Raw genomic sequence first — 24,507 nt, 5'->3', positions numbered from 1 at the left:
CCATTCTTTTAACTGATTTTTAATTGAGAGTGAGAGCGTCAACCATGACAAAACTTCCAAAACGAGTCATCATCCAAACTTCGCTGCTTGCCCTGCTTACCTCAGCCCTTAACGCCTGTGGCATCATTCCTGGAACCAGCATCACCACCGTTGAGCCAGGGTATGCCGGCCTCAAAATTCAACTCTATGGTGGCAGCAAAGGAATTGATAAAGCTGAATTGGTTTCGGGGCGTGTTTGGTTTAATGGTTACACAGAAGAAATCGTTGTTTTTCCAACCTTTGTCAATACCTATCCTTTCACCAAAGAAGCAACGGAAGGCTCACCCGTTGATGAGTCGATCGTGTTTTCGGTGGCCGGTAGTCCCGTTTCGGCTGATGTGGGTCTATCGTTTGGTTTTTCTACGGAAGTAATTCCCAATACCACCAAAACCAGACTGCATGAGTTTTATGAAACCTATCGCAAAACCCCCGATCAATTTCGGGCGAATGAGCTGAGAAATGGATTGAGAAATTGTTTTTCGGAAGCGGCAGAAACCTTAGCCCTGACTCCTGTGCAAGTGCCCACCAGCCAGCAGCGATTGGTGGCAACGGTGCGGGCCTGTGTGCAACGACGCTTCCAGTTCATCACCGTTCAAGATGTGTCCCTTTTGGGGCCGTTGCGGCTGCCCCCAGACATTCAAAAAAGCATTAACGAACAGTTTGCGGCCCAACAGGCGGCCCAAACGGCTGAGGCCAATCGCCGCAAAGTGGAAGCAGAGGCGGCCTCCAATGTGGCGAGGGCCAAGGGAGAAGCGTTGGTGACGATCGAGCAGGCCCGGGCGGAGGCGGAGTCCAATCGCCTACGGGCGGGTTCCATCACCCCGCAATTATTGGAGTTGGAGCGGTTGCGGGTGGAACGAACTCGCATTGAAAAGTGGAACGGTCAGCAAGCCCCAACCATCCAAACGCCCAATGTTCAAATCGGCGGTTCGGCGGCGGGTTCCAAGGCTCCTTAGATCTGATGTTCAAGATCTGGCGCTCAAGATCTGGCGCTAACTATGGGCAGGTTGGCCAAATGGCGACGGCGCAGGACAGCAAACCTCGATCGGGGCTTGGGTTTGGGGATGGCGGAAGGCGAGGGTTTGGGCATGGAGCCAATAGCCACAGTCGCCGGGCAGGGCGATCGCCTCGGGATCCCTTGGGGCCTCCGGCGCGATCGGGGTCAGTTGCGGTTGCCCACCGGCTCCATAGAGTGGGTCGCCCACGAGGGGAAATCCGGCGGCGGCTAAATGAATCCGAATTTGGTGAGGACGGCCCGTGAGAATGGTGACTTCAACCAACATTTGGTCACGATCCCGCCGCAACACTTGGCAATCGCTGCGGGCAAAGGCTCCATCCGGGGTGACCCCGTAAAGATGCCCCAATTGGGGGTGGGGAATTTTGCCGATCGGCTGCTCAATCCGAAACCGATCCATGGGAGCGTTGCCCACTGCCAAAGCCCAGTAGACCTTATGCATTTGTCGATCGCGCATTTGTTGGGTCAGGTGCGATCGAGCCTGGGGCGATCGGGCCAACAACACCAAACCGGAAGTGCCGCGCCCCAGCCGGTGAATGGGCACGGGGCTGGATTGTGGATAGCGTTTTTGTAATTGCCGCAACAGGGTATGTTCCAAAAACCCCCCCGCTGGCATCACGGGCAAGCCAGCGGGTTTCGCCACCACCAACAGATCGGCATCTTCATAGAGCACTGCAAAATCCAGGGGCACGGTTGGTTCCACCCAAGGAGGGCGATGGTAGGTTAACCGTTGTCCCGATCGCAGAATTTGCTGAGGACTGGCCGGGCCATCTTCAACCAAAATTTGACCCGCCAAAATTCGATCGCGCCAAGTCTGTTCCGTGGAGTGCCGATAGTGTTGGCTGTAGTAGGCCAAAAGGGTGAGGCCCGCCGCCGCGCGATCAACCCGATCTTGATAGACCCAACCCTGATTGAGCGTGCCGGTTTCTCCCACCATTCAGATATACAAACTCAGATACTCAGAGAAGGCCGTTACCTTACTTGATAAGCACACTAGCAGCGCACAATAAATCAGTCTTGATCTTCACATTTAAAAAAAAGACGACCATACACTTCACGGCAAAACACAGCAGCGATAAATAACCTTGAATTCAGCAGTATTAGCTTTTTCTTGTTCGTTATCGTAACGCCTTGATGAACTCAATTTTTTTATTTTTGCTGTAGGCAGCACTTCTTATATTTTTTTCCACTACCGCATGGACATTTTTCATTGCGCCCTATTTTCTTCGATTGTTTGATTGCAGGAGAAAAATTAAATCTATTTTTTCCCTGAAGGTTTTGGAGCTTGGGCAAGTCGTCCACTAATTCATCCATTTCGTTAGACTGAACCCAGTCATATTCTTTATTTACGACAAACCTTAGTTTTGGAATTTTTTGCCCAATACAAATTCCAAACCATTTATTTGTCTTTTGTGCGTACTTTCTTCGTTCACAGTGACTGTCTAAACGAGGGCCAGATATAAATTCAGAATCATCATTGCAATGAATAGTCAAGCCTAATTCGTCTTCGCCTCTAACAAAAGTTAGATCATGGTGCTTGCCATCCTGCTCGCCGCGCTTAATTAATTCGGCGATACCATTGTTGATTTTTTCAATGTCATCACCGCCCAGCGAGAGTAACTCTAATCCAAGACTGATTATTTCAGAGTTCTCAATATTCTTTATATCTCCTATGATTTGATCGAATACTGTTCCTCTATATTTTGTTAAAATTCCCTCTGGGGTCGATGGAGCTAAAGTACCATCTCGCCTCGCTTGCATTGCAATATCAAGATCAATAGCTATATCATCCGCAAGGGATAGGATTGTGTATTTATCATCTACCCATAAATTATTTTTCAAATGATAAGAAAGAATGACTAGTTCATGACTAGAATGAATCCTTCCTTTGTAGGATACTCGCCTATTTATATAACTCAAAAAGTATAAAGGCGATTGCAACATCTCTGTCATGACATCAAGCAAGAAAACATCCATTACGAATGGAGGTTTTATATTTTTGGTTTCCTGAAATTTCAAAAATTGCCTTACTTGAAATGAAAGAGCTGGATAGTGCTCAGAAATGACACAAAAAGGATAAATTTCTCTGTAATTTCGATTAATATTTAATTCGTTTCCACTTTTGTCAACAAGCCTGTAATTTTTTTCATTTAATCGCTCAGCACATAAAAAAGCTTGATCATAAGCATCTTGAATAGCCTTCTTAAAATCAGACTGTAAGCTTCTGTTATCGCCTTTACGTGAAGCAATAGTCAGTTTCTTTGACTTTGCTTGTAGAATTATTGCTCTGTCAGCAAAAATAACTAATACATCAATTTCACAAACTTTTCGTTTAGAATCATAAATGTCAATATTTGAAAATACACGATTCTTTCCGAATACAAGCCCTAATCTCTCAACAGAAAAATTTTCGGTAAATTCACCTCTGTGCTGCATTGCCGTAGCACGATAAGTTAAATCATTATTAAACCAAAAAAACGGTGTTTCGTATAGTGCCTGTGTCAAGCTGTAAATTTGAAATAGTAAATACTCGTCCTCTGAAATCTGAATAATTGGATAAGCATTTTTGGGGTTGAAGTCATCTAGAGAATTGAATTCATTCATGCCAGCAGACGATACAAATGACTCAATGAGTAGCCTTACAGTATCAATTTCAATATTTGAAATTTTACTAACTTCTTTGGTTGTGAATTTGAACGCTGAAAGGACAGTCCATTCATCAATATCTTTATCAGAGAGCTCTCGAATTACGCTATTTATTTTATTGCTTTGTAGTAACTTTATTGACGTTACAAAATTAATAAGTTGCTGAGTAGAAAATCCTTTGTTCTTCAAGAACCAATCATTGTCTTTCTCGTATTTTATCCTTGAAAGGTCTCTGTATTGGAAATCATAGGCACTTTCTCCTCCGTAAAAGATTGCTTCTCGCAAGACTAAGCCATCATTAAATGGATTGAAATTCTGATCGCCAGCTTTGTTTGGATCGAATATGTATTCAAATGGCACTATAGATTGATGAAGTTCTCGCAGCAAAGAATCAGTTTTGTCAATGTATTTCTGCATCACTTCGGGCAATGGCAAGTTGATGTTCAGTGGCTTTTTGCAAGCAAGTCCTATAAGAATCGATATTTCAGTTCTTACATAATTATACTTAGAAGATTGAGTAATTATATTCTCAGACTTTAATGTGTCAATATATTGAACCAAATTGTTCATATAACAGAAATATGCAATTACATGAATATATCCTGGAGAGGTGCATACTTCAGATAGTTCTGAGAAAATTTCGGATTCTTTTCTGACTGCCTTCCTCATAAGTGTTTCCTCCAATGCTATGATTTTAAGAGCTTAAGTTATAATGCTGAACTGCTATTTTAGGATTGCTCTTTTTGATTACTTTTGTTAAGCAATTTCGGACTAATTGATATTGTGAGTGTGATTCTAAAAATATAGAATCACACTTTCATTCGGGAAAATATTACCGCAACTAGAGCTATGCAAGCGCTATCGTCCTTCTGCATTACTCAATCTATATCATAGCCTTCACTTCGCTTAATAGGCATAGCGGCAACGCTTGGCAAATCAGTTTTAGCCTCCATGGTATCTGCGATGTGATAGGCCGATCACTTTAGATAAAGGCTGTATACAGACGAAATATCAAAGATCGACGATCAAGCGCCTGAAAAATTCAACCAGTGAACGTTAAACAACCCTCAAAGGCGCGATCCTCCAATCAGAATAATTCCACCAAAGGCGCAGAACGTCCCGATCGCGACTCGCAGAATTCGCTGGCGACCGGTCACCTCTCGAAATAACCACAGACCCCAAGCTGCATTCACCACAATCGCAAACTGAGTTAGGGGCATCCCCACCGCCATTCCGAGGCGATCGACCGCGAAAAAACTGCCCACATTCGCCACATTCCAAAGCATTCCCGAGCAAACCAACGCCAACAGGCTCGATCGGGGCAACTGCCGCAACACCCGACCGCCCCGTTGCCCAGCCAACAGACTCGCTGTTCCCAAAATTCCAAGGGACATAGACGGCACAAAGGCGATCGGGCTTTGGGCCGCAAAGGCAAAGGGGACTGATTGCGATCCAAACAGCAACCCCACCACGCCACAAAGCCACCAGCCCTGATTCTGGATTTTGGGTCGGCGGCTGGGCTGCTGGCTCGATCGGTTAACCGGTGAATTGGTCGATCGAGGGCCCGGGGGTTGCGTTCCGGCCGGGCGATCGGGCCAATTCATCAGGGCAATTCCCGCCACCAACAGCGCCACTCCCCCAACGGCCACCGGCAACAACACCGGCTCCCGAAAAAACAACGCTCCCCAAAGAAACGAAACCCCAATCCCGATCGTGGCCCACAGGGCCAACCCCCGCGCCAATCCCAAGGCCCGCACCACAAAAATGGAGCCGTAATTGCCCAAGGCCCAAATCACCCCCGCCAGCAGGCCCCAACCATTGGGAATCCAAGCTCCAGAGGCGATCGCCAACGGAATGGCTAACAGCACAATCCCGATCGCCATGCTCAGTTGCGCCGCCAAGGGATCCACCGTCGGTAGCCGCTTCACGGGCACTAGATACGACCCCCAAAACAGCGCCGCCACCGTTGCCCCCAACCAGCCCACGCCAGGGTGCGCCATCCCCACCGGGGCGATCGAACTAGCCGCCAGCGTTGCCGCCATCCATCCTGTAACGTCCAAAAGCCAAACTCTCCCGGTCAGCATTCCTAACCCGGAGATGATGGCACAGGCTAGGCCCAGGCCAAGCGCAGTTTTTCCAAAAAACAGCCTTTGTCCGCCAGGTTGCCAACCAGTAGCCAACCAGTAGCCGAAAAGTAGCCAAAAAAAGGTGGGCGAGTTGATTTTGCTCAACTCACCCATGACCTACCGAACCAAATCCATATCCATTGCTCGATCGAACCGGCGAATGGAACTTCAGCCCAATTGAAAGGTTCACCCGCCAGTTTGATGGCTAGCGATTGCTAACAACTAGCAAGCGCTAGCCACCACCCACTTCAATCATCCGCCCATTCAATCATCTGCCTACTGGTGAGTGGCAACCCATGGCAGCATCACTTGAGCGATCTAGCTATCTTGCTGACGACGGCGGGACACCAAGCCCAAAGCCGCAGCAGCAGCCAACGACAGCATCACCGAAGGCTCAGGCGTTGCCACCTTCGAGCCGGAAACACCACGAACCACAAACACCGTGTCGTTGTAGTCCAGGTCACCGCCGGTCACGATGTCTTCAAAGCCCATCAGAGTCCAACCATCGCCCAGGTCATAGGCAATCATGTGTTGCAGCTTGTCGCCATTGCGGTTGGCATCAGCGCCCAAGAAGTTCCAAGTCCCGGTGCCATAAACCTGATCCGAAGTCATGCCGGCGTAGTTTTCGCCACGGCTGTAACCATCAGAGTTCAGGAAGAAGTCAATCACGCTGCCTTTGCTGAAGGATCCGAGGCTCACGCCTTGACCCCGCTTCAGGGGGCCATCAGCCTCAGCCAAAATCGACTCCTTGGAAGACACATCATTAAAGACCGTGCTCAAAGGGCCATTGTTGGCGGAAAAGAGCAACTGGTTGCGATAACCTGCGCCTTCGTTGATGAAGTAAACTTCCAGCGAATCAGCAGCACCCGACCACTTCAGGCTGTTGGGGTTAATTTGCGAGAGTTCCAGCGCCGTGAATGCTTTGCGCTCCTGTTGGACGTAAGTATCAAATTTGGCCAACTGTTCGGGAGTTAGTTGCAACGCGCGAGCAGCGGAGGCAGACATGGTGCCGACGAGGGTAGCCGCTGCGAGGACAAAGCCTTTCCAAATAAAACCTTTCACGATTTAAATCCTCCTAGTCCTAATCCGAATGTTCTTGGTGAGCAGTGGTAGTTTTGCTGGAATCGCTTTTCCTGACAGCACCCTTGATGTCGATCGCGCCCACTTACCAAACCGGTGAATGATTTAGTCCGCTTGTTTTGCCTGGAAAAGCACGCGCTCTTTTGGGTTCTTGATTTACTTGTACTGTGTTTACGAAGGCCTGTCTAGCGTTTTTCTGGCTCTTGGCGGAATCTTTAATTGCAAGCTAGTTTTATGAAGCCTATTTAAAGTTTAAAGATTAAATAAAGATCAAATTTAAAAAAACTAAAAGTCTTTGTGGGCAAAGCTTCTGTCGATTGAGAATTTGAGAAAGTTTAAATTATGGTGACCGTCATCACGGGAAGTTTTTGTCAGAAATCACGAAGCCTTTAGGCGAAAAATTGATAACTCTGTTCAGATGATTCTGCAAAAGTTGCTCCAAAAATCACTCCAAATTACTCAAGATTTTTGATTGTGATTTCTGATGCCATTGTCCTCTTGGGACTGATGAGTTGTCGTGGCTTTTGTGGCCAAAGGGCTGTTGAACTATTTCGGCTTTCGAGGGACACGAAGAGGTTAGTAATCCTAAATGAAACGTTTTAGCCCGTTTTTCGGCTAATTCGGCTGTTTAGTGCCGGTTGATGCTGGGCTATGTTGGTTTTTTGCGCTGGGGAGTTGCGCGGCTGGGGCGATCGAGGATTGCGAGTTGCCCGATTCGATTAGGGCGATGGATTGAGGAACTATTGATTAACCCCAGCGGCTGGCAACCCAGGAGGGGCCATTGGTTTGAGATAATGGGAGCCGCGATGCTTTGTGGTTGCGGGAGGGCTTGAAGGATGGTGTTGGCAAGCTGGCTACTGGCGGGGATTGTGGGAGCACAGGGCTTGCCACCCGGAACGCCTGCACCAAGTCCGAGTCCGAATCTAAGGCCCCAAGAGGTGCGATCGCTCCCGGGACATTTGGATGCGGTGCCTGTGCTGAATAGCAACAGCCCGGAAATTGTCCAGCAAGCGGGAATTTTGCTCTCGACCTTCCCCCCTGCTGGGATGCGCAGTCCTGAGGCACACCTCAACCAGGTGTTTCAAGGGCGGTTTGATATTTTTGCCCACCACATTGCCAAAGCGGCGGCAACGGGGCCGGATGGGGCGATCGACCTGCGATCGCTCTATGTGGGAATTGTGCTGGGCAACGCGGATCCCAATCGATCGGCAACGGTGCGAGTTCTTCAGGGGGCCAGTTACCTCAGCCAGCCCGATGCGCCATTTATTGCGCTGCCGCCGATGGTGGATAACCCGATCGGCCAGGTCTACTCGGGCCCCGGCAGCCGAGTGGTGGATTGGGTGTTGCGCGGCCGCCGCCAAGCGGATTTGCCCGATCGGGTCACCATTCCCCCGGGCGAGACAGTGGTGCTGACCAGTTTGCCCATTCCGGTTCGATCGCTCAATCCACCCCTGAACGGTCGCTCCACCCTGCTACGTCTGGACAGCGATCGCCCGGTTTATGCCGCCACCCTCGCCCGTTTTGCCCAGACAACCCCCGATGGTGGAGAACAGCCCCCCACGGAAGCGGACTGGCGATCCACGCTCACCACCGGAACACTGTCAGGGCCGCGCGAACCGGTTCCCACAGCCCCCGGCGCACCGGGCCCCCTGCGCTATGGCCGGGTGGCCGGCGTGGCGATCGGGTCCCGTTGGCGCGCGATCGTTACCGATGGGCCCAACAACCCACGCCTCAGCATTCCCGCCCCCGGTGCGGCCTTTTCCTATGGAGTGAGCACCCTGGTTGCCGGTCGGCTGGGGACTGAGCAAGTGCAAACCGCCCCGATCGTGGCTCGCTACCCGGATACGGCCTGGGCCGCCCACGGCAACTACGGGATTGAATATGACCTCACCTTGCCCCTGCATAACCCCACAGCCCAACCGCAGACGGTGGCCATTGCCCTAGAAACGCCAGTGAAATTTGATGCGCCCGCGCCGGGGTTGCAGTTTTTCGATCCGTTGCCCAACTCGGTCTTCTTTCGGGGAACCGTCCGCATTCGATATCCCGACGATCGGGGATTGCCACAAACGCGATATGTACATTTGGTGCAGCGCCGAGGAGAACCGGGTCAGCCCCTCGCGACGGTGCAGTTGCCGCCCCAGGGCGATCGGCTCGTGCAAGTCAGCCTGATCTATCCTCCCGATGCCACCCCGCCCCAGGTTTTGACCTTGCAAACGCTCACGAATCCATAGCCTGAGTCAGGGATGATTCAGGGTATTTGGGGGCCATGATTTTTGTGGCTTCACTGGTTTTTCATTTTTGCGGTTTAGGATGCAATCAACCAAACCCCAAGCAGGATGACTCAGCCTGACATCATTTCTAGAGTCCCATCTAGCCCCAGCATCTAACTTTCCGCGCTCAGTGTTGTCATTTTCTTGGTGCGATCGAATCGATTGGCCTGAGTCAATGAAAAGGTTTTCTGTCTCCCTCGATTTTGAGCCACGCCAGCTACGGAAATCGAAAGATCAAAGCCAAGTCATCGATCAATTCGTCCTTCACCAATTGATTCTTTCTCTCAGCATTGATTATTCGACAATTATTCGATCTCAATTGCTAAATACTACAAACTACGATGACTAAATTATGATTGAGCAGTATGAAAGTTGGTAAATTGGTCTGATTGTGATGTTTTTGTGACTTCGAAATGATTTGACCGTCAAGTAATTATCAAAGATCATCGGAAATCAAAAATTAAATTACTGAAGCATCAAGCTTAAACCATCGAACAATGCTTATTTGTTTTCTTGGTTGAAAATTGAAGAAATAATTGTACGAAGACCTTTTTTAATGAAAAAATCTAAAATCTTCCTTTGAACCGAGTTTTCTTAAGAAATTTATCGCTATATTTTAAAATCAGGGTGCAGATCGATTCAAACACATTCAAACAGAAAAATATGTTTCCTTTAGATAGATAAGACTCAAGAAATTGCTCAACGATGGTCACCCTACCCAAAATTTGAGCGATCGCAGATTACACAGCAAAGATGAAAAACCAGTGAAACTGGCTGTAGTCTTTGATACTCGATCGCCCAGGATCTGCCTTGAAGTCGTTCCTTTAGGTGTCGAACCGTCTCATCAATTTCACGGACTGTCCCAAGAGTCCTTTACAAGTCCGCAACGAAGACAGTTTACTCAGTTCAGCGCTCTGGTGAAACCCGGGTCGTTGGTCAGGGTACGTTCAAGCTGTTGTGATATCGTCATGGCTTTTCATGGCCTTGAGATTGACCTTAAGCGGAAGACGTAAAGACGAAGAGTGAATGAATTGGTTGGCATTGAGTCATGATCAGAACTCAAAATGCATGGATCAATTTCACTCGAAAAATTTAAATTTTTCGAGAATTTTTCAATCAAGATTGTGAATTTTCAATCAAGATTGTGAATTTCCGAATACTCGTTCTGCCACAGTCTGGATGACCTTTCCTTGCTTGGTTTTCACGGTGAATTCGTGACCAATATCATGCGTTGGAACTGCCCATGACCCTTCTCTCGGCACAACTAGTCCATCATTAAATTTAGACGAGAGCGATCAAGTTCTCTCAAATTTATCAATCGTCCGGGGCATCTATTTATTTCCCCGTTAAAGGGATGCAAGACACATTGTTTTCTACCTTTCTGTGAGAGCTTCATGAGCACGCATCAATCAACACAATCGTCTGGGTTGACTACTCTGAGTATTTTTGCTGAGGGTTCATCATCGATGCAACGCCAAAGCAATGATCAAAATTGTGATTCGCAAGATCAACATTTTGATAGCTCATTGCAGTCCACCGATCGATCGATTGTTTTGTCTACGTCTTCTCAGTCACGCCAGCCCAACAACCTTGAATCCACCTTGGTTGTGATTGATGCAAGGGTAGAAGCGATCGACCAATTGATTCAGGGAGTGCAGCCCGGCACAAGGGTGCTGAAGTTGGAGCCAACGGCGGCAGCTTGGGCCCAAATGACCCAAGCCTTGGCTGAAAAACCGGTTCAACAACTCCATATAATTGCTCACGGTCAACCGGGCTGGTTGCAGTTGGGCGATCGGGGGCTGTCCGTGGCCAATCTGTCTCGGGATGTGCAGGACTGGCTGCGTCGCTGGGCCCTGTTGCTGAGCGATCGAGCTGAAATCTTGCTCTATGGTTGCCGCACGGGGGCCGGCATCTTGGGGCAGCAACTGATTGAAACCCTGGCTCACCTGACCCAAGCGACCGTGGGCGCAGCCACCAGTCCGGTGGGATCAGCCGATCGGGGTGGGTCTTGGCGTTTGGATCGATCGACCGGGCCCCTGCAATCCCCAGTGCCCTTCACACAGCGGGCGATCGCCCAATATCCAGGCCTGTTAGCTCCCTGTATTCCCAACCAATTCCTTGGAATCGCCAACTTTGATAACAACGGTGGACAAAACGACCTGGTAACGGTTGATTTGGCTACCGGGGAAGTGAAGCTACAGCAGGCTAATTTCCTGGCCAGTGATGCGATCGCCCGTGAGCCTAACTCCAACCGAATTTATGGCTTACCCAATGGGGGCGGCACAATTCAGGTCACCAATTTAGCGGGCGGCGGTGGCACTCCCGTTCCCAATACCCTTAACTCTGGGCGCTTAGCCTTTGATACAGCGGGGAACCTAATTGCAGGCAGTGGTCGGACGATCGACTTTATCAATGTAGCCGCTTCTACGGCTGCCTCCAGCCAAGTTCTTTCCAAAAGACTGCAAATCACGAGCATCATCGGTTCTAGTAACCCTGATGATTTGCCACCGGCTGATGGGGTGAGTGGTTTCACTAGCGGCGACTTTGCGGTGGATCCCACGGATGGATCACTACTCATGGTTTTGCGGAGTCCCGCCAACGGGGCTGCGACCGGTCGCCTTTATAGAATCCCGGCAACTGAGTTGGCTAAACCTTTTGATGGCACTCCCATCCCGGTTTCGGCGCAACTTTTAACCAAAAACAGTGTTCCCTTCGCCGGGCTGGCCCTGGGTTACGATGGCAACCTTTATGCCACCACAACGGGACAAAATCCGGGTGGTGCAGGGCTATATCGGATTGACCAAAATTCGGGAGCCGTGTCCCTGGTAGCCCGCACGCGGATTCCGGCGGGAACCGTGATTAACGGCGTGGCCCTCACCTCCGATCAGGCGATCAGCGTGGGTGACCTGGGAACGCTGCCCAGCCAGCCGATCAAGCCCAACATTAACCTCACCAAAACCGATGGGCTAGAAGCAGTACTTCCCGGCAGCACCATCACCTACAGCATTACGATCTCCAACACCGGTGGCTGCGACATTACGGCCCCGTTCTTGCTGAATCTGTCCGATGCGCCCCCGGCAGAATTGCTCAGTCCCGTTTGGAATCCCAATGTGCTGGCTCCTCCCGGGATTGGCTTGGCGCTCAATGCTGGAGAAACGAAAACTTTCCAGGTGTCGGGTCGCCTCTCGGATACGGCCACTGGGGTGATTACCAACACGGCCCGAGTCTCCCTTCCGGCTGGGCTTTTTGACCCGGATTTGGGGCCCCTCGCTCCCCAGGTGATTACGGCGACCGATGCGACTCGAGTGCTGGGTGGTGTGAATACACCGCCGACCCCACGCAATTTGGTGTTGCCCTATAACCCCAATGGTTCCATTCCTTTGGCGGCGGCGGATCCCGATAGTGATCCGATTCGGGAATTTGTGATTACGGAAATTCCCCCGGGGAGTTCGCTGTTTTTGCTCGATCCACTGACGGGGGCGAAGGTTTCCCTGTCGGCGGGGCAATCGATTCCGCCGGGCAATGTCGGTAACCTGCGGTTTGAGTCACCCGATGGCAAAGGGTTCTTCAAGTACTCCGCAAGGGATGACAAGGGGAACCTGAGTCCAGATTCGGCAACGGTATTGTTCGATCGCCCGGAAATTATTGCCGAACCGCCGGTTCCCTTGAACGGGATCTTTAACGTGGTTCCCGGCTCGGCCACGGATTTGACCGAACCTCCCGAAAACGGCGTTGTCAAGTTTCGGTTGGGGGGACTGCCACCCACGGCGATCGACCCAAACAGCGATTCGATCAAGAATTACAACATCACCCGCCTACCGGCCTTGGGTGACTTGTACGTGGGCGATCCGTTCAATGGAGGACGCAAACTCACCAGCACAGGCCTCCTGACTCCGGAAGAATTCGGCAATCTGTTCTTTATCCCCCGGGCCGATTTCACGGGTAAGGACTTTCTGACTTTCGACGTGATTGATATCAAAGGCAATCGCAGCCTGATTAGTGGCACGATTTCCTTCATTGCGCCGCCGGGAATTTCGGTGGCCAGCACGCCGCCCACGCCGCCCACTACGGTTAATCGGGCTTTGGGAGATCTGCCCTTCTTCATCACCAGCTTTACTGATGTGGCGGGTGTGGCCCCGAATTGCGGTTGTGTGGCCTCGCCGTTGGCGGCTTCCTGGCAAATTCCCAACCCTCTGATTGTGCCTGAGCTACCCGCGCTGGTGATTCCGCCGCCGCCCGAAACTGGCGGTAACCGGCTGCTGGGCACGCCGGGTAATGATGACTTGGTGGGCACAGCGTCCAACGATTTTGTGGCGGGGTTTGCAGGCAACGATCGCCTGCGGGGCGGCCCCGGCTCCGATGAACTGATTGGCGACCTGGGCAACGATTCCATTTTTGGTGGCTTGGGCAATCTCGCTGCGGTGGGTTCTGGGGTGGATGCCGATCGCCTCGGCGGGGGCGAGGGCAACGACCTGCTCAACGGCAATGAGGGTGATGATGTGGTCTTTGGCGGCAATGGCCAAGACATCATCAATGGCGGCAAGGATAACGATATTCTGCTGGGCGATCGGGGCAGTGACATCCTGCGCGGTGACCAAGGAGCCGACACCATCATCGGCGGCCAGGGTCGCCCGGATAACCGGCCGGATCCGAGCGATCGGGACTTGATCTTTGGCAATACCGAAAACGACGTGATCAGCGCCAATGAAGGTGAAGATACGGTGTTTGGCGGTCAAGGGGATGACTACATCCGTGGGGGCAAGGAAGCCGACTTGCTGCACGGCGATCGGGGTAACGACATTCTGATCGGTGACTTGGGCAACGACACCCTGATCGGTGGAACCGGTGTGCGCCTCATTACCGATCCCAACGGCCAAGACCTGTTGTTTGGCTTGGGCGGCGATGACCTGCTCTATGGCAACGAAGGTCAAGATACCCTTTCCGGGGGCGACGGCAAGGACACGGCCTTTGGCGGCCGGGACAATGATTTGATCCTGGGCGATTTAGGCAATGACGTGCTCTACGGTGACCTGGGCAACGACACCCTGTTGGGCAGCGGTGGCAGCAATGTCCCGATCGGGGGCGGCACGGACGATGACTTGCTCTATGGCGGTCGTGGCCAAGACAACCTGAACGGTGGTCAGGGCCAAGACACCATCTATGCCGGTCAAGAGGATGACTTGGTGTATGGCGGTAAGGACAACGATTTGCTCTATGGCGATAAGGGCAATGATGTGTTGTCCGGTGACCTGGGCAACGACACCCTGATTGGTGGCAACAACAACACGCGGGATCCCGATCGCACCGGCAACGATCTGCTGTTGGGTGGCGGCAATGAAGACTTGCTGTTGGGTAACGATGGCAATGACAGCCTGGCGGGCGAAGATGGCAACGATACGGCCCGGGGTGGTCAGGGGAATGACTACCTCTGGGGAGGGGCTGGATTGGATCTGTTGATGGGCGATCGGGGCAACGACACCCTCTGCGGTGAAGCTGGCAACGATACCCTCTACGGCAACAATCCCGATCGGCCCCAGTCCGTTAGCACGGGTTCCGATAACGATGTGTTGTCCGGTAACGCCGGGAATGACTTGCTCTTTGGCAACGATGGCGATGACCAACTGGATGGTTGCGAGGATGACGACACCCTTTTTGGGGGCAAGGGGAACGACACCCTCACGGGCAGTGCGGGCAATGACGTGCTGTCTGGCGATCAAGGGGATGATGTGCTCTTTGGTAGCGAGGGAATCGATACCTTTGTGATCGGTCTCAATCGAGGTTTGGATATCATTTCCGATTACCTGGGCAACAATGACCGAATTGCTCTGGCTGGTGGGTTGCGATTTACCGATTTGTCCTTTGTTGAAGAGGGCAACTCGATCCTGATTCGGGCCGGCGAGACCCCGATCGCCCGTCTCCAGGGCATCCCCGCCTTGCAATTTGTGAATAGCCAGGACTTCATCTCGGTCTAGATCGAAGCCTAGATCAAATCGGTCTAGGGCAAGCGATCGGTGGGCAGTCGTTGGCCGCAACCACTACCCACCGACAGCGGTGGAACTGGCCGGGTGGTTGGGGGATGGCGGGGCGATCGGGTTAGGCTCGTGGCGGTTGACCCCTCCTGAGCCGATCGTGTCCCTCCGACTCCCTTTATGGCTGACCTTGCTCCGCAACACCGCGACCACCTGCTAACCATTGAATTGGCTGTCCGCACCTCTGACCCCCGACTTTTGGAGGGGTTGGAGGTGTGGTTGCGTTTGGGGTTGGTGTCGGAAGATTGGGTGCGCGAAGTGGCCAGCACTTGGCTCACCTGTCCATTGCCCGCCATTGCTCGATCGCCCGTGGCTCCCGTTCCCAGCCCCTCCCCCCAACCCGTCACCCAGTCCTCCGGTCGGCTGCGGGCCATTACGGCGGAGCTGAGCGTGGTTTGGTTGCTGCTGTTAGGGGCGTTTTTGGTGGTGGTGTCCTCCGCCTGGTTGGCGGCCAGCTTTTGGAGCCAAGTGGGAGGCGTGGGGCAATATGGCATCTTGCTGCTGTACACAATCTTGTTTTGGGGGGCGGCCCTCTGGACTGATTGCCAGGCCCGATTGCGCCTGACGGGCCAAACCCTACGCGCCCTGGTGACCCTGCTGTTGCCGGTGAATGCCTGGGCCGCCGATGGTTTGGGGTTGCCCCTGTGGGGCTGGTTTGGAGCGGGCGCACTGTGGTTGATGATTGCCTGGACGATGGTGAGTCGGCGATCGGTTGCCCTCTTGATCCTGTTGGCCTGTGGATTGCATTGGAACTGGCCATCGGGCCAAGCTTGGGCTGGGGTGACGATTTGCGCGGGGTTCATTGCCCTGGCGGCCGCCTGGCCCGGCCGGTGGCAACTGCGATCGCGCCATCATCGGGCCCTGATGGCCGGTTCACTGCTGATTTTGTTGTTGCGGGCCCTGGCCACCCAGATTGCCAGCCTGGCCGATGTGGCGTTGGTGATGGTGGTGTCTGGGTTGCTGGTGATTTTGGATGCTCGCGAGGCGACCCGGGCCAAGGTGGGGCTGAATGGGTTTGGCTGGTTGCTGGTGGGCTTGGGTTGGTTGCTGGGGCAGACGGATGCCACGGCTCCTTGGCAGCAATTAACCTTGGCTCTGATTGCGGGAGGGCTGTTGTGGGAACGGTTGCAGCGATCGGGGCGGAGAGCGGATCTGTTGGGCTTAACCCTGGTGATGGCGGGAGCTTGCCGGGGAACCGCAGCCCTGTTGCCCGATGATTGGCGATCGAGCCTGTTGGTTGCGGCCCAATCCCTGCTGGAGTTGCGGCAACCGGAACAGGTTTTGGGGTTGCTGTGGTTGCCTTACCCGATCGTGCCGGGGGGCCTGGCGATCGCCCAGCAGCGGCGCGATCGCCCCGATTTGGCGAAATTTGGTTTGGGCCTGGCGCTGGGAATCCTGTTGTTGCTCAATGCCTATGCCCTCGCCCTCTGGCCCCATAACCTGCGGCTTTTGCCCCTCAGCTTGCTCACCACCGCCAGCTTCGGCCTGGTTGCCAGTCGATCGCCCTTGGGATCCCTGCTGCCTCAAGTCCTGGCCAACTGCACCCTCACGGCCGCCCTGGCCGCTGTTTATGCCCTGGCCCGGTTTGGCTTGCCCACCACCAGCGCCCCGATCGGTTGGGGGCAGGTGGGCATCGGAGCCGCCCTGGTTTTGTGGAGTTTGGTGGCGATCGGGGGCGATCGTTCCCCTTGGCAACCTTGGGTGAAAACCAGTTGGTGGCTGGGTCTCGGCCTGGCGGGTTTGAGCCTGGTGCAACTGACCCATGGGGTTTGGGAAACCGTCCCTGCACAGGTGGCAACCTCGGGCTTGCTCAGTTGGTTGGTGATCCCGTTGGCTCTGTTGGGGTTAGCAGCGATCGGGCCCGAAAGGTTCCGCAAAGCTGCCAAGGGCCTAGGGGCCGGAGGATTGGTCTTGGCCCAATCCCTGGCCATTTCCTCACCCCAGTCCCTCGCCCTGTCCCTAGGTGTGGCCGGGTTGGCCTTGGGGGCCAGCTCCCTGCTGCCTGGGTTTCGACAAGGGTGGGTGGCCCTGATGGCCGTGACCTTTGGTTGGTTGTCCCTATCCGCCTTGACCGGGGCCGGCGTGGGGTCTTGGAGCGGGCTAGCCTTCGGCCCTTGGGTGACGTTGCAAAGTGGCCTTTTGGTTGTGGCTTGGGGGCTGTGGTGGTTGGCGGTGGGGCGATCGAGTCCGCTGCTGCGTCTCTATGGCCAAGCTCTCGATCGCTGGGCCACGGCGGTGAGTTGGTTGCTGTTGCCCTTCACGGCCCTGCGGCTGTTGGTGTTGGCCCTGGACGGGGAGCAGCCCCAGGCGCTTTGGGAAGGGTGGGTGATTGGGCTGCTGTTGGGGGCGATCGGGTTTCGGTTGCTCACCAGTCGGCGGGCCGGTCGGCCCGCCGCCATTCCGGGGTTGCTCTGGGCGGGAGCCGCAGCCTTGGAATTGGCGACGGCGGAAACCCTTCGCCAACTGAACGGCTCCCTCAGCCACTATGCGGTGGCGACGCTTGGGCTGGGGTTCATCTGCCTGTTTGCGACAGAGCGGTTGGGGCGACAGTTCCCCAGCCGTCGGTGGTTGCCCTTGGGCTATGGCCTGTTAACCCTGTTGTGGCGATCGAGCTATTGGGATGGTTGGACGGGCTTGCTGATGGTGGGGGTGGCGCTCATTGGTTTGCGGGTGGCCGCCCGATCGCCCCATCAACGCTGGCTGAGTTACAGTTCCCTGGCGATCGCCTCCTGGGGTTGGGGTGAATTGGCCTTCTTTTGGACGGGCCATTGGTTGCCCGCCGGAACCACAACCGATGCCCTGGTGTTGTTTGCCGTCGTGGCAGGATTCCTGGCTTGGTTTTATGACCTTGGGCGCGATCGATGGGGGCGATCGCTCTTTGCCCTCAATGGCCCCACACTGGCCTGGACAGCCCATGGCCACTGGCTGGTGGGCACTGGGTTTTCGGGCTTGCTGTGGCTGACGGCGGGCCCCACCCACGGCCCCTTGGCCTGGGCAGCCTTGGGATTGTTGGTGGCCTATCCCTGGGTTCAGGGGTGGCGCACCTCGGGTCTGTGGGTGGATCTAGCGGCTTTGCAAACGATCGCCTGGATCAGTTGGGGCCGCGCTTGGTTGCCTGGCTGGGCCGCCTTTGACCCCCATTGGGCTGTTCTGGCGGCCTTCAGCGCGATCGGGCTGGCGGTTTTGGGCCAAACCCGCTCCCCAAAAACCGCCTGGGAACGGGTTGCCCTTTGGTTGCCCGCCAGCATGAGCCTCTTACTGGCCGGGTCGATCGCCCCGCCCGCGCTGATGGTGGTGGCCGCCAGTTATGGTGCGTTGGCGGCCCTGTTGCGTCGTCGCCGGTTGTATTACCTGGGGCTGCTGTTTGCCACCTGGTCGATTTGGCGGAGTCTGTGGCTGGCCGGTTCCATGGAAGCCCTGCTCTATGTGGGGCCCTTGGGCAGCAGCTTAATTTTGGCGGCGGAAATTGACCCCGCTTGGCAGGGGGCCAAGGGCCGGCCCCTGCGCCACGGCCTGCGATTGGCCGGCACGGGAATCATTGCTTGGGCGGCCTTCGCACAGCACAGCACCGATTGGGTGAGTCTGGTGTTGGCCCTCGGGGCGATCGGGGCCGGCATTTTTTGGCAAGTGCGCGCCTACCTGCTGATGGGATCCCTGTTGCTGGGAGCCGCCACCTTGGCCAATTTTGTGGAGCTGAATGCCCGGTGGTCGTTCCTGAAATGGTTGGTGGGGCTGGCGTTGGGCACGGGAATGATCTGGCTGGCGGCCACCTTTGAAACCCAGCGCGATCGAGCCAGGTCCCTGTTACAGCGCTGGTCAGACAACCTCGATCGCTGGGATTAGGAATGGTGCTGAGACCTAGGCCGATCCAAAGGCCTGATACCTAAACAAAAGCCGCCCTGCTCGGGCGGCCAGTGACCAATGGGGTAATGGGGTCTCTAGCAATCAGCCCTAGCGCGAGGTGAGCAGGCGCGGGCCTTCCACCGCCACGCGATACTGTTCCACCTTGTCGTTGTATTCAATGGGCAGCACCGCCACCACATTCTCGTGGGGACGCGGGATGATCACCCACGATTCCACCACGCCGCCGAAGACGTTTTCGGCCGCCGCGATGCCCGCTTCAACGGATTGTTTAACTTCAGCCACTTCGCCGCGCACATTGACGGTGAAGCGAGCGCTGCCCACGCGGATATAGCCAACGAGGGTGACGCGCCCGGCCTTAACCATTGCATCGGCTGCGGCCAAGACGGCGGGGAAGCCTTTGGTTTCGATCGAGCCTACCGCTTGGGCCATGGGGCGCTCTCCTGTGAAAAGCCTAGCTAAATGAAAACAATGGGTTGCAAGAGTTGCAAGCTATGGAACCACGTCAACCGGCAGCGGTCACAACCAATTGCCCAGCGCAAATTCAATTGCCCAACGCAAACTGCCGAACACAAACAGCGCCCGGAGTTGTGACGCGGGGTTGAGCGTCCACGCAACATTGTACGGGCGATTGGCGATCGCGGCGCTGAGTGTTTGGACTTCTTTGGGAATCTGGGGGCGATCGCCCGATTGAATCTTGCAATCGCAGTGATTTTTGATCCTAATCAGCGCCCCCTTGGCCGGGGCCCAAAAGGGGATCGGGCCATGGGGCGAAAGTTCAAGGCCATGCTAGGGTGCGAGAAGCGATCGCAGCGCAGCAAGGGATTGGAGGAGAATGGCGACGTTTGCAGACATCACCAACCACTGGGCCCAAGCCTTCATCGCGGCCCTGGCCGATCGAGGGTTGATTAGTGGATTTCCCGATGGATCCTTCCAACCGGATCGCCCCTTAACTCGGGCCCAATTCGCGGCCTTGCTGGTGCGATCGGTCGATCGGCCCCCCGTGCGATCGCCCCGCAGCTTTCGGGATGTGGCCGCTAACCATTGGGCCCGAGCTGCAATTCAGCAGGCTTGGGAACGGGGTTTGCTCAGTGGCTACCCGGATGGTTCCTTTCGCCCCGATGCCACGATCGTGCGGGCCGATGTGTTGGTGGCCTTGGTGAATGGGTTGGGCTTAACCGGCGGCGAAACCTTGGATCTGAGCCGTTTTTTTGATGATGCCGGAGCGATCGCAACCTATGCCCGACAACCGGTGCAGCGAGCCTTGCACCGTCGCTTGGTGGCGAATTTTCCCAACTTGCGGCAACTGCGCCCCAGCCAAGCCAGCAGCCGGGCGGAAGTGGCCACTATGCTCTATCAAGCCCTGGTGGCCGATCGCAATTTCCCCGTGATCGACTCACCCTACTTGGTGGAACCCGGGGATCCGCCGCCCCAGTTGGTGAATCTGTCCCATCGACGGGAATTGCGAGCCGCTTGGATTGCCAGTGTGTGGAATGTGAATTGGCCGTCCAAGGCGGGCCTGTCCAGCGCCCAACAGCAGGCGGAATTGGTGACCCTGCTCGATCGAGCGGCGGCGGCCCGTTTAAACGCCATCTTCCTGCAAATTCGCCCGGAAGGAGACGCACTTTACGACTCCAGCATTGAGCCTTGGAGCCGTTGGTTAACAGGAACCCAGGGCCGCGCACCCAATCCTTACTATGACCCGCTGGCCTTCGCGATCGAGCAATGCCGCCAACGCAACCTGGAACTCCACGCTTGGTTCAATCCCTACCGGGCCCGCACCTCCCTCAACGCCCCGATCGGCATCGGGAACCACGTGGAAGCCGTTTACCCCAACGCCGTTTACACCTACGGCACGCAGCGCTGGATGGATCCGGGCCTGCCCGAGGTGCAAAACCGAGCCGTGGATGTGGTGTTGGATGTGGTGCGGCGCTACGACATTGACGGCATTCACCTGGATGACTATTTCTATCCCTATCCCGTGGAGGGACAAGAATTTCCCGATCGCCAAACCTACTGGTCTTGGGGGGGTGGCAAAACCTTGGCCGATTGGCGGCGCGACAACGTAAACAAGCTGGTGAAGCGGTTGTCGGAACAGATTCGATCAGTCAAACCCTGGGTCAAATTTGGCATCAGCCCCTTTGGCATCTATCGTCCCGGAGAACCGGCGGGCATTGTGGGACTGGATCAGTACGATCGCCTGTTTGCCGATCCCAAATGGTGGCTCAAGGCCGGCTGGTTAGATTACGTTGCGCCTCAACTCTATTGGCGGATTGATCAAACGGCCCAAAGTTACCGCACCTTGCTGAACTGGTGGGTGCAAATTGCCAACGGGGCCCATGTTTACCCCGGCAATAACTTGGACAAATTGGGCAGCAGCAGCGCTTGGTCAGTGGCCGAATTTGAGCAGCAAATTACCCTCACGCGGGAGCTGGCGGCCCAGCGGGCTTTGGGAAATGCGTTCTATAACATTGAGCCGATCGCGGAAAACCGCCAGGGATTTGCCGACCAACTGCGCCAGGAACTCTATGCCCAACCAGCCTTGCCGCCGGTTTTGAGGGCCACCGGCAACCCGCCGAGTCCGCCCACGGGGGTGAGGGTCAATGGTGGAGAACTCACTTGGGCTGCGGGTGGCGAAGGGTTGCGTGGTTGGGCCCTTTATCGACAACAGGGCAACAGTTGGACGCTCGATCGCCTGTTGGCGGCCGGAGTGCGATCGCTCGCCTTGGGGGCCGGAACCTATGCCCTCTGCGCCGTGGATCGATCGGCCCGTGAAAGCCAAGGGGTGGTGGTGACCCTGCGATGAGGCGGGTTGTCGGTTAACGTTGGCCCAGAAACCTGGGCTAACCGGGGCCGCCACCACGGGGCGATCGGGTGATGTTGTGGAGAATTGAGCATGTTTCAGGTCGATTCAGTCTTTAACCGCGATCGATTCTTATTGCGACAAAAGTTGATGACCCTCTCGGAAAAATATGACGTTTGTGATGATCACGGAGACCCGATTCTGTTCATTGAACGGCCAACCCATTGGGCGCGTAGCTTGTTGGCGGTTTTGGCCGGTTTAGTTGCCACCATCGTCATGATCGTGCTGCTGGCTCTTCTGATGTCGGTGATGCCAGAAAACTTGCAATTGCCAGTGTTTTTGATGGGAACAATCATTATTTGCATCGCAGTTCTGACGGTGATTGTGCTGATTTCACCCAAGCGCCATATCACCATCTATCGAGATGCCAGTAAACAGGAACCACTGATTAAAATCATTCAAGAGAAAAAATTTGAATGGTTCACCGCCACTTTCACTGTGCGCGATTTGAAAGGGGACTTAGCTCGATTTCGCAAGAACTATCTCTACGATATATTGCGCAAACGATGGCACTGCTATCGCCCCGATGGCTCACTGCTTTGTGTAGCCAAAGAGGATTCGATTGTGCTGTCATTATTACGGCGCTTTTTAGAACCGCTGATGTGGGTTTTGCGAACGAATTTCATCATTTTGGAGGGGAATAGCGATCGCCAAATTGGGGAATTTAACCGCAAATTTACCCTGCTCGATCGCTACGTTTTGGATATGAGTGCGGATCTCAATCGCTATCTCGATCGACGCATTGCGATCGCCCTAGGGGTGATTCTGGACACGGGCGAAACACGTTAGTTTTTGGGCCTATAGTTTTTGGGCCTATTCTTATGGATCAGCACCAAAATCAACAGCACCCCAGTCATCAACGCTCAACTAATCAACGCTCAACTAATCAACGTCAAGCGGCGGCCCAATTAGGCGAATTGGGTGAAGGGTTGGTGGCCGCTTGGTTGATGCAAGAGGGCTGGACGATCGAGGCGCGGCGATGGCGCTGTCGGGCCGGTGAGTTGGACTTGGTGGCGCGATCGGGCCAGGAATTGGCCTTTGTGGAGGTGAAAACCCGCAGTCCTGGAAATTGGGATCGCAACGGCGCGTTAGCCATCACCCCCGCCAAGCAACTGAAACTCTTACGAACGGCGGAGTTGTTTTTAATTCAACATCCCCAGTGGGCCCATTTAGCTCGGCGGTTTGATGTGGCGTTGGTAGGGCGATCGCCTCGGGGAACAGTAGCTGGGGTTGAGGGATCAGTGATTCGGCCAATCACAGGATTAACGGAGCGATCGAACCCTCAATTGAACCTTAAGTTACCCCATGAGTTGATGCGTCAATCAACCAGCGGGTTACCCCATGAATTACCCAACGAATTACCCAACGAATTCATTACCCTCGGAAAACCCACGCAGTTTCAGGGCCAAGCCCTGGTGTTATGGGACTATTGGCCTGGGGCGATCGAATTTGATGGCTAAATGCTAAATGGTTGAATGCTAAATGGTCTAAATTCTGAAGTTGGTGAACAGTTGTTTAACCCTGTGGTTAACCCGGCAGTTTCCTAATCCTAAGGAGGTGTAACCTTGCCTTCCTGAATTAGGGTTTCCAACAGTCCTTCACAGGCATCAAGCAACAGATCAATAACCTGTTGAAATCCTTCGGGGCCGCCATAGTAAGGATCAGGCACTTCCTTGAGGTCATGGTGGCGACAAAAATCGCACATCATTTTCACCTTGTCGCGATATTTGCGATCGGGATCGCGCGCCAAAATGCCCCAATAGTTATCCCGATCCATCGCCAAAATTAGGTCAAAATCCGCAAAATCAACGGAAGAAAATTGTCGCGCCCGCCCTTGCAGTTTGATGCCTGGCTGATTCGCCGCCGCCGCGCTCATGCGCCGATCGGGTGGCTCGCCCACGTGATAGGCTCCTGTGCCCGCCGAATCACACTCAATTTGCCCCTGCAAGCCGCGCTGTGCAATGAGATGATTCATCAAGTTTTCGGCAGCGGGCGATCGGCAAATATTGCCCAAACAGACAAATAGCAGTTTGACAGGCATAGGGCACAGATTTCGCAGAGTCTAGCAAAGTGCCAAAGAAGGCAACTGAATTCGATGTGTCTCACTCACCGCAGGCCAGGGGCCGAAGCCCCTAGCCTTCTGCGATGTCGGAACAGCAGGCTCAGGGGCTGAGGAATTGATCGCAGATCTGTAGGGACTACATGCCCGGTAGCTGAAGATTAGCGGTCAGGGCTTCCATTCGTTGCCGCATGGTTTCTGTGGAAGCGGTGTAGGCGTTTTTCATGGCCGCAAAAACCAGATCCGACAAAACTTCAGCCCCTTCGCCCAAGGCTTCTGCGGAAATTTCTACGCGGAGGGGTTCTTGGTTGCCGCTCATCACCACCTTCACCAAGCCGTTGCCCGCTTGACCTTCAATTTCGGTTTTTTCCAGCTCTTCTTGCAGCTTTTTAGCATCTTCTTGCACTTGCTGGGCTTTTTGGATCGCTTGGGCAATTTCCTTCATTTTGCCCAAGCCGAAGCCAAATCCTTTGTTTTGCGACATAGGTGTTAGTCGCGCGGTCTGCGCGCAGTCAAAAT

The 24,507-nt window shown here is 54.3% G+C and carries 13 protein-coding genes and 1 pseudogene; 7 read left to right on the top strand and 7 right to left on the bottom strand.

All coding sequences use genetic code 11. The features are described 5' to 3' along the window. Window positions 1-44: 44 nt before the first annotated feature. Window positions 45-995, top strand: coding sequence for an SPFH domain-containing protein (locus ACZA91_RS02160; RefSeq protein WP_463184474.1), 951 nt, complete (start codon window positions 45-47; stop codon window positions 993-995). A gap of 36 nt (window positions 996-1,031) precedes the next feature. Here ACZA91_RS02160 and ACZA91_RS02155 read toward each other — a convergent pair whose 3' ends face one another. From ACZA91_RS02155 to ACZA91_RS02140, 4 genes are all read right to left on the bottom strand, one after another. Further along, the gene (locus ACZA91_RS02155; RefSeq protein WP_463184472.1) at window positions 1,032-1,991 is read right to left on the bottom strand and encodes an RluA family pseudouridine synthase; all 960 of its coding nucleotides are present in this window, start codon (window positions 1,989-1,991) and stop codon (window positions 1,032-1,034) included. Window positions 1,992-2,203: 212 nt separating this feature from the next. Then, a complete protein-coding gene (locus ACZA91_RS02150) occupies window positions 2,204-4,369 on the bottom strand; it encodes an SEC-C metal-binding domain-containing protein (protein ID WP_463184469.1) in 2,166 nt (721 codons plus the stop codon). A 398-nt stretch (window positions 4,370-4,767) separates the two neighbouring features. Next, a complete protein-coding gene (locus ACZA91_RS02145) occupies window positions 4,768-5,760 on the bottom strand; it encodes a GRP family sugar transporter (RefSeq protein WP_463184467.1) in 993 nt (330 codons plus the stop codon). 384 nt (window positions 5,761-6,144) lie between these two features. Further along, window positions 6,145-6,888: a DUF4114 domain-containing protein gene (locus ACZA91_RS02140; RefSeq protein ID WP_463184465.1), complete on the bottom strand. Its 744-nt coding sequence runs from the start codon at window positions 6,886-6,888 to the stop codon at window positions 6,145-6,147. 854 nt (window positions 6,889-7,742) lie between these two features. Between ACZA91_RS02140 and ACZA91_RS02135 the strand changes: the two genes are divergently transcribed. The 3 genes from ACZA91_RS02135 to ACZA91_RS02125 all read left to right on the top strand — a co-directional run bounded on the left by ACZA91_RS02135 (window position 7,743) and on the right by ACZA91_RS02125 (window position 19,048). Beyond that, entirely contained in the window at window positions 7,743-9,137 is a 1,395-nt protein-coding gene (locus ACZA91_RS02135) for a DUF3370 domain-containing protein (RefSeq protein ID WP_463184463.1), read from the top strand. A 1,592-nt stretch (window positions 9,138-10,729) separates the two neighbouring features. Next, a complete protein-coding gene (locus ACZA91_RS02130; RefSeq protein ID WP_463184461.1) occupies window positions 10,730-15,148 on the top strand; it encodes a DUF4347 domain-containing protein in 4,419 nt (1,472 codons plus the stop codon). A 177-nt stretch (window positions 15,149-15,325) separates the two neighbouring features. Next, on the top strand, window positions 15,326-19,048 hold the full coding sequence (locus tag ACZA91_RS02125) for a hypothetical protein (protein WP_463184460.1): 3,723 nt from the start codon (window positions 15,326-15,328) through the stop codon (window positions 19,046-19,048). A gap of 108 nt (window positions 19,049-19,156) precedes the next feature. On the opposite strand, the gene ACZA91_RS02120 is transcribed toward ACZA91_RS02125, so the two are convergent. Continuing rightward, the gene (locus ACZA91_RS02120; protein ID WP_099532966.1) at window positions 19,157-19,498 is read right to left on the bottom strand and encodes a carbon dioxide-concentrating mechanism protein CcmK; all 342 of its coding nucleotides are present in this window, start codon (window positions 19,496-19,498) and stop codon (window positions 19,157-19,159) included. Between the two features lie 403 nt (window positions 19,499-19,901). Between ACZA91_RS02120 and ACZA91_RS02115 the strand changes: the two genes are divergently transcribed. The 3 genes and pseudogenes from ACZA91_RS02115 to ACZA91_RS02105 all read left to right on the top strand — a co-directional run. Continuing rightward, window positions 19,902-21,872: a glycoside hydrolase family 10 protein gene (locus ACZA91_RS02115; protein ID WP_463184458.1), complete on the top strand. Its 1,971-nt coding sequence runs from the start codon at window positions 19,902-19,904 to the stop codon at window positions 21,870-21,872. A 90-nt stretch (window positions 21,873-21,962) separates the two neighbouring features. Then, window positions 21,963-22,718 (top strand): hypothetical protein, encoded by a 756-nt coding sequence (locus ACZA91_RS02110; RefSeq protein WP_463184456.1) that lies wholly within the window; start codon window positions 21,963-21,965, stop codon window positions 22,716-22,718. 98 nt (window positions 22,719-22,816) lie between these two features. Further along, window positions 22,817-23,176: pseudogene (locus ACZA91_RS02105) on the top strand (YraN family protein); the annotation flags it as partial. Between the two features lie 302 nt (window positions 23,177-23,478). On the opposite strand, the gene ACZA91_RS02100 reads toward ACZA91_RS02105, so the two are convergent. Together ACZA91_RS02100 and ACZA91_RS02095 are read right to left on the bottom strand one after the other, a co-directional pair. After that, a complete protein-coding gene (locus ACZA91_RS02100; protein ID WP_463184455.1) occupies window positions 23,479-23,970 on the bottom strand; it encodes a low molecular weight protein-tyrosine-phosphatase in 492 nt (163 codons plus the stop codon). A 157-nt stretch (window positions 23,971-24,127) separates the two neighbouring features. After that, entirely contained in the window at window positions 24,128-24,472 is a 345-nt protein-coding gene (locus tag ACZA91_RS02095) for a YbaB/EbfC family nucleoid-associated protein (protein ID WP_099532961.1), read from the bottom strand. Between the last annotated feature and the right edge of the window lie 35 nt (window positions 24,473-24,507).

It is taken from the genome of Limnothrix sp. CMB-01 (assembly GCF_055193175.1).
This window is presented reverse-complemented; position numbering and strand designations above follow the sequence as displayed.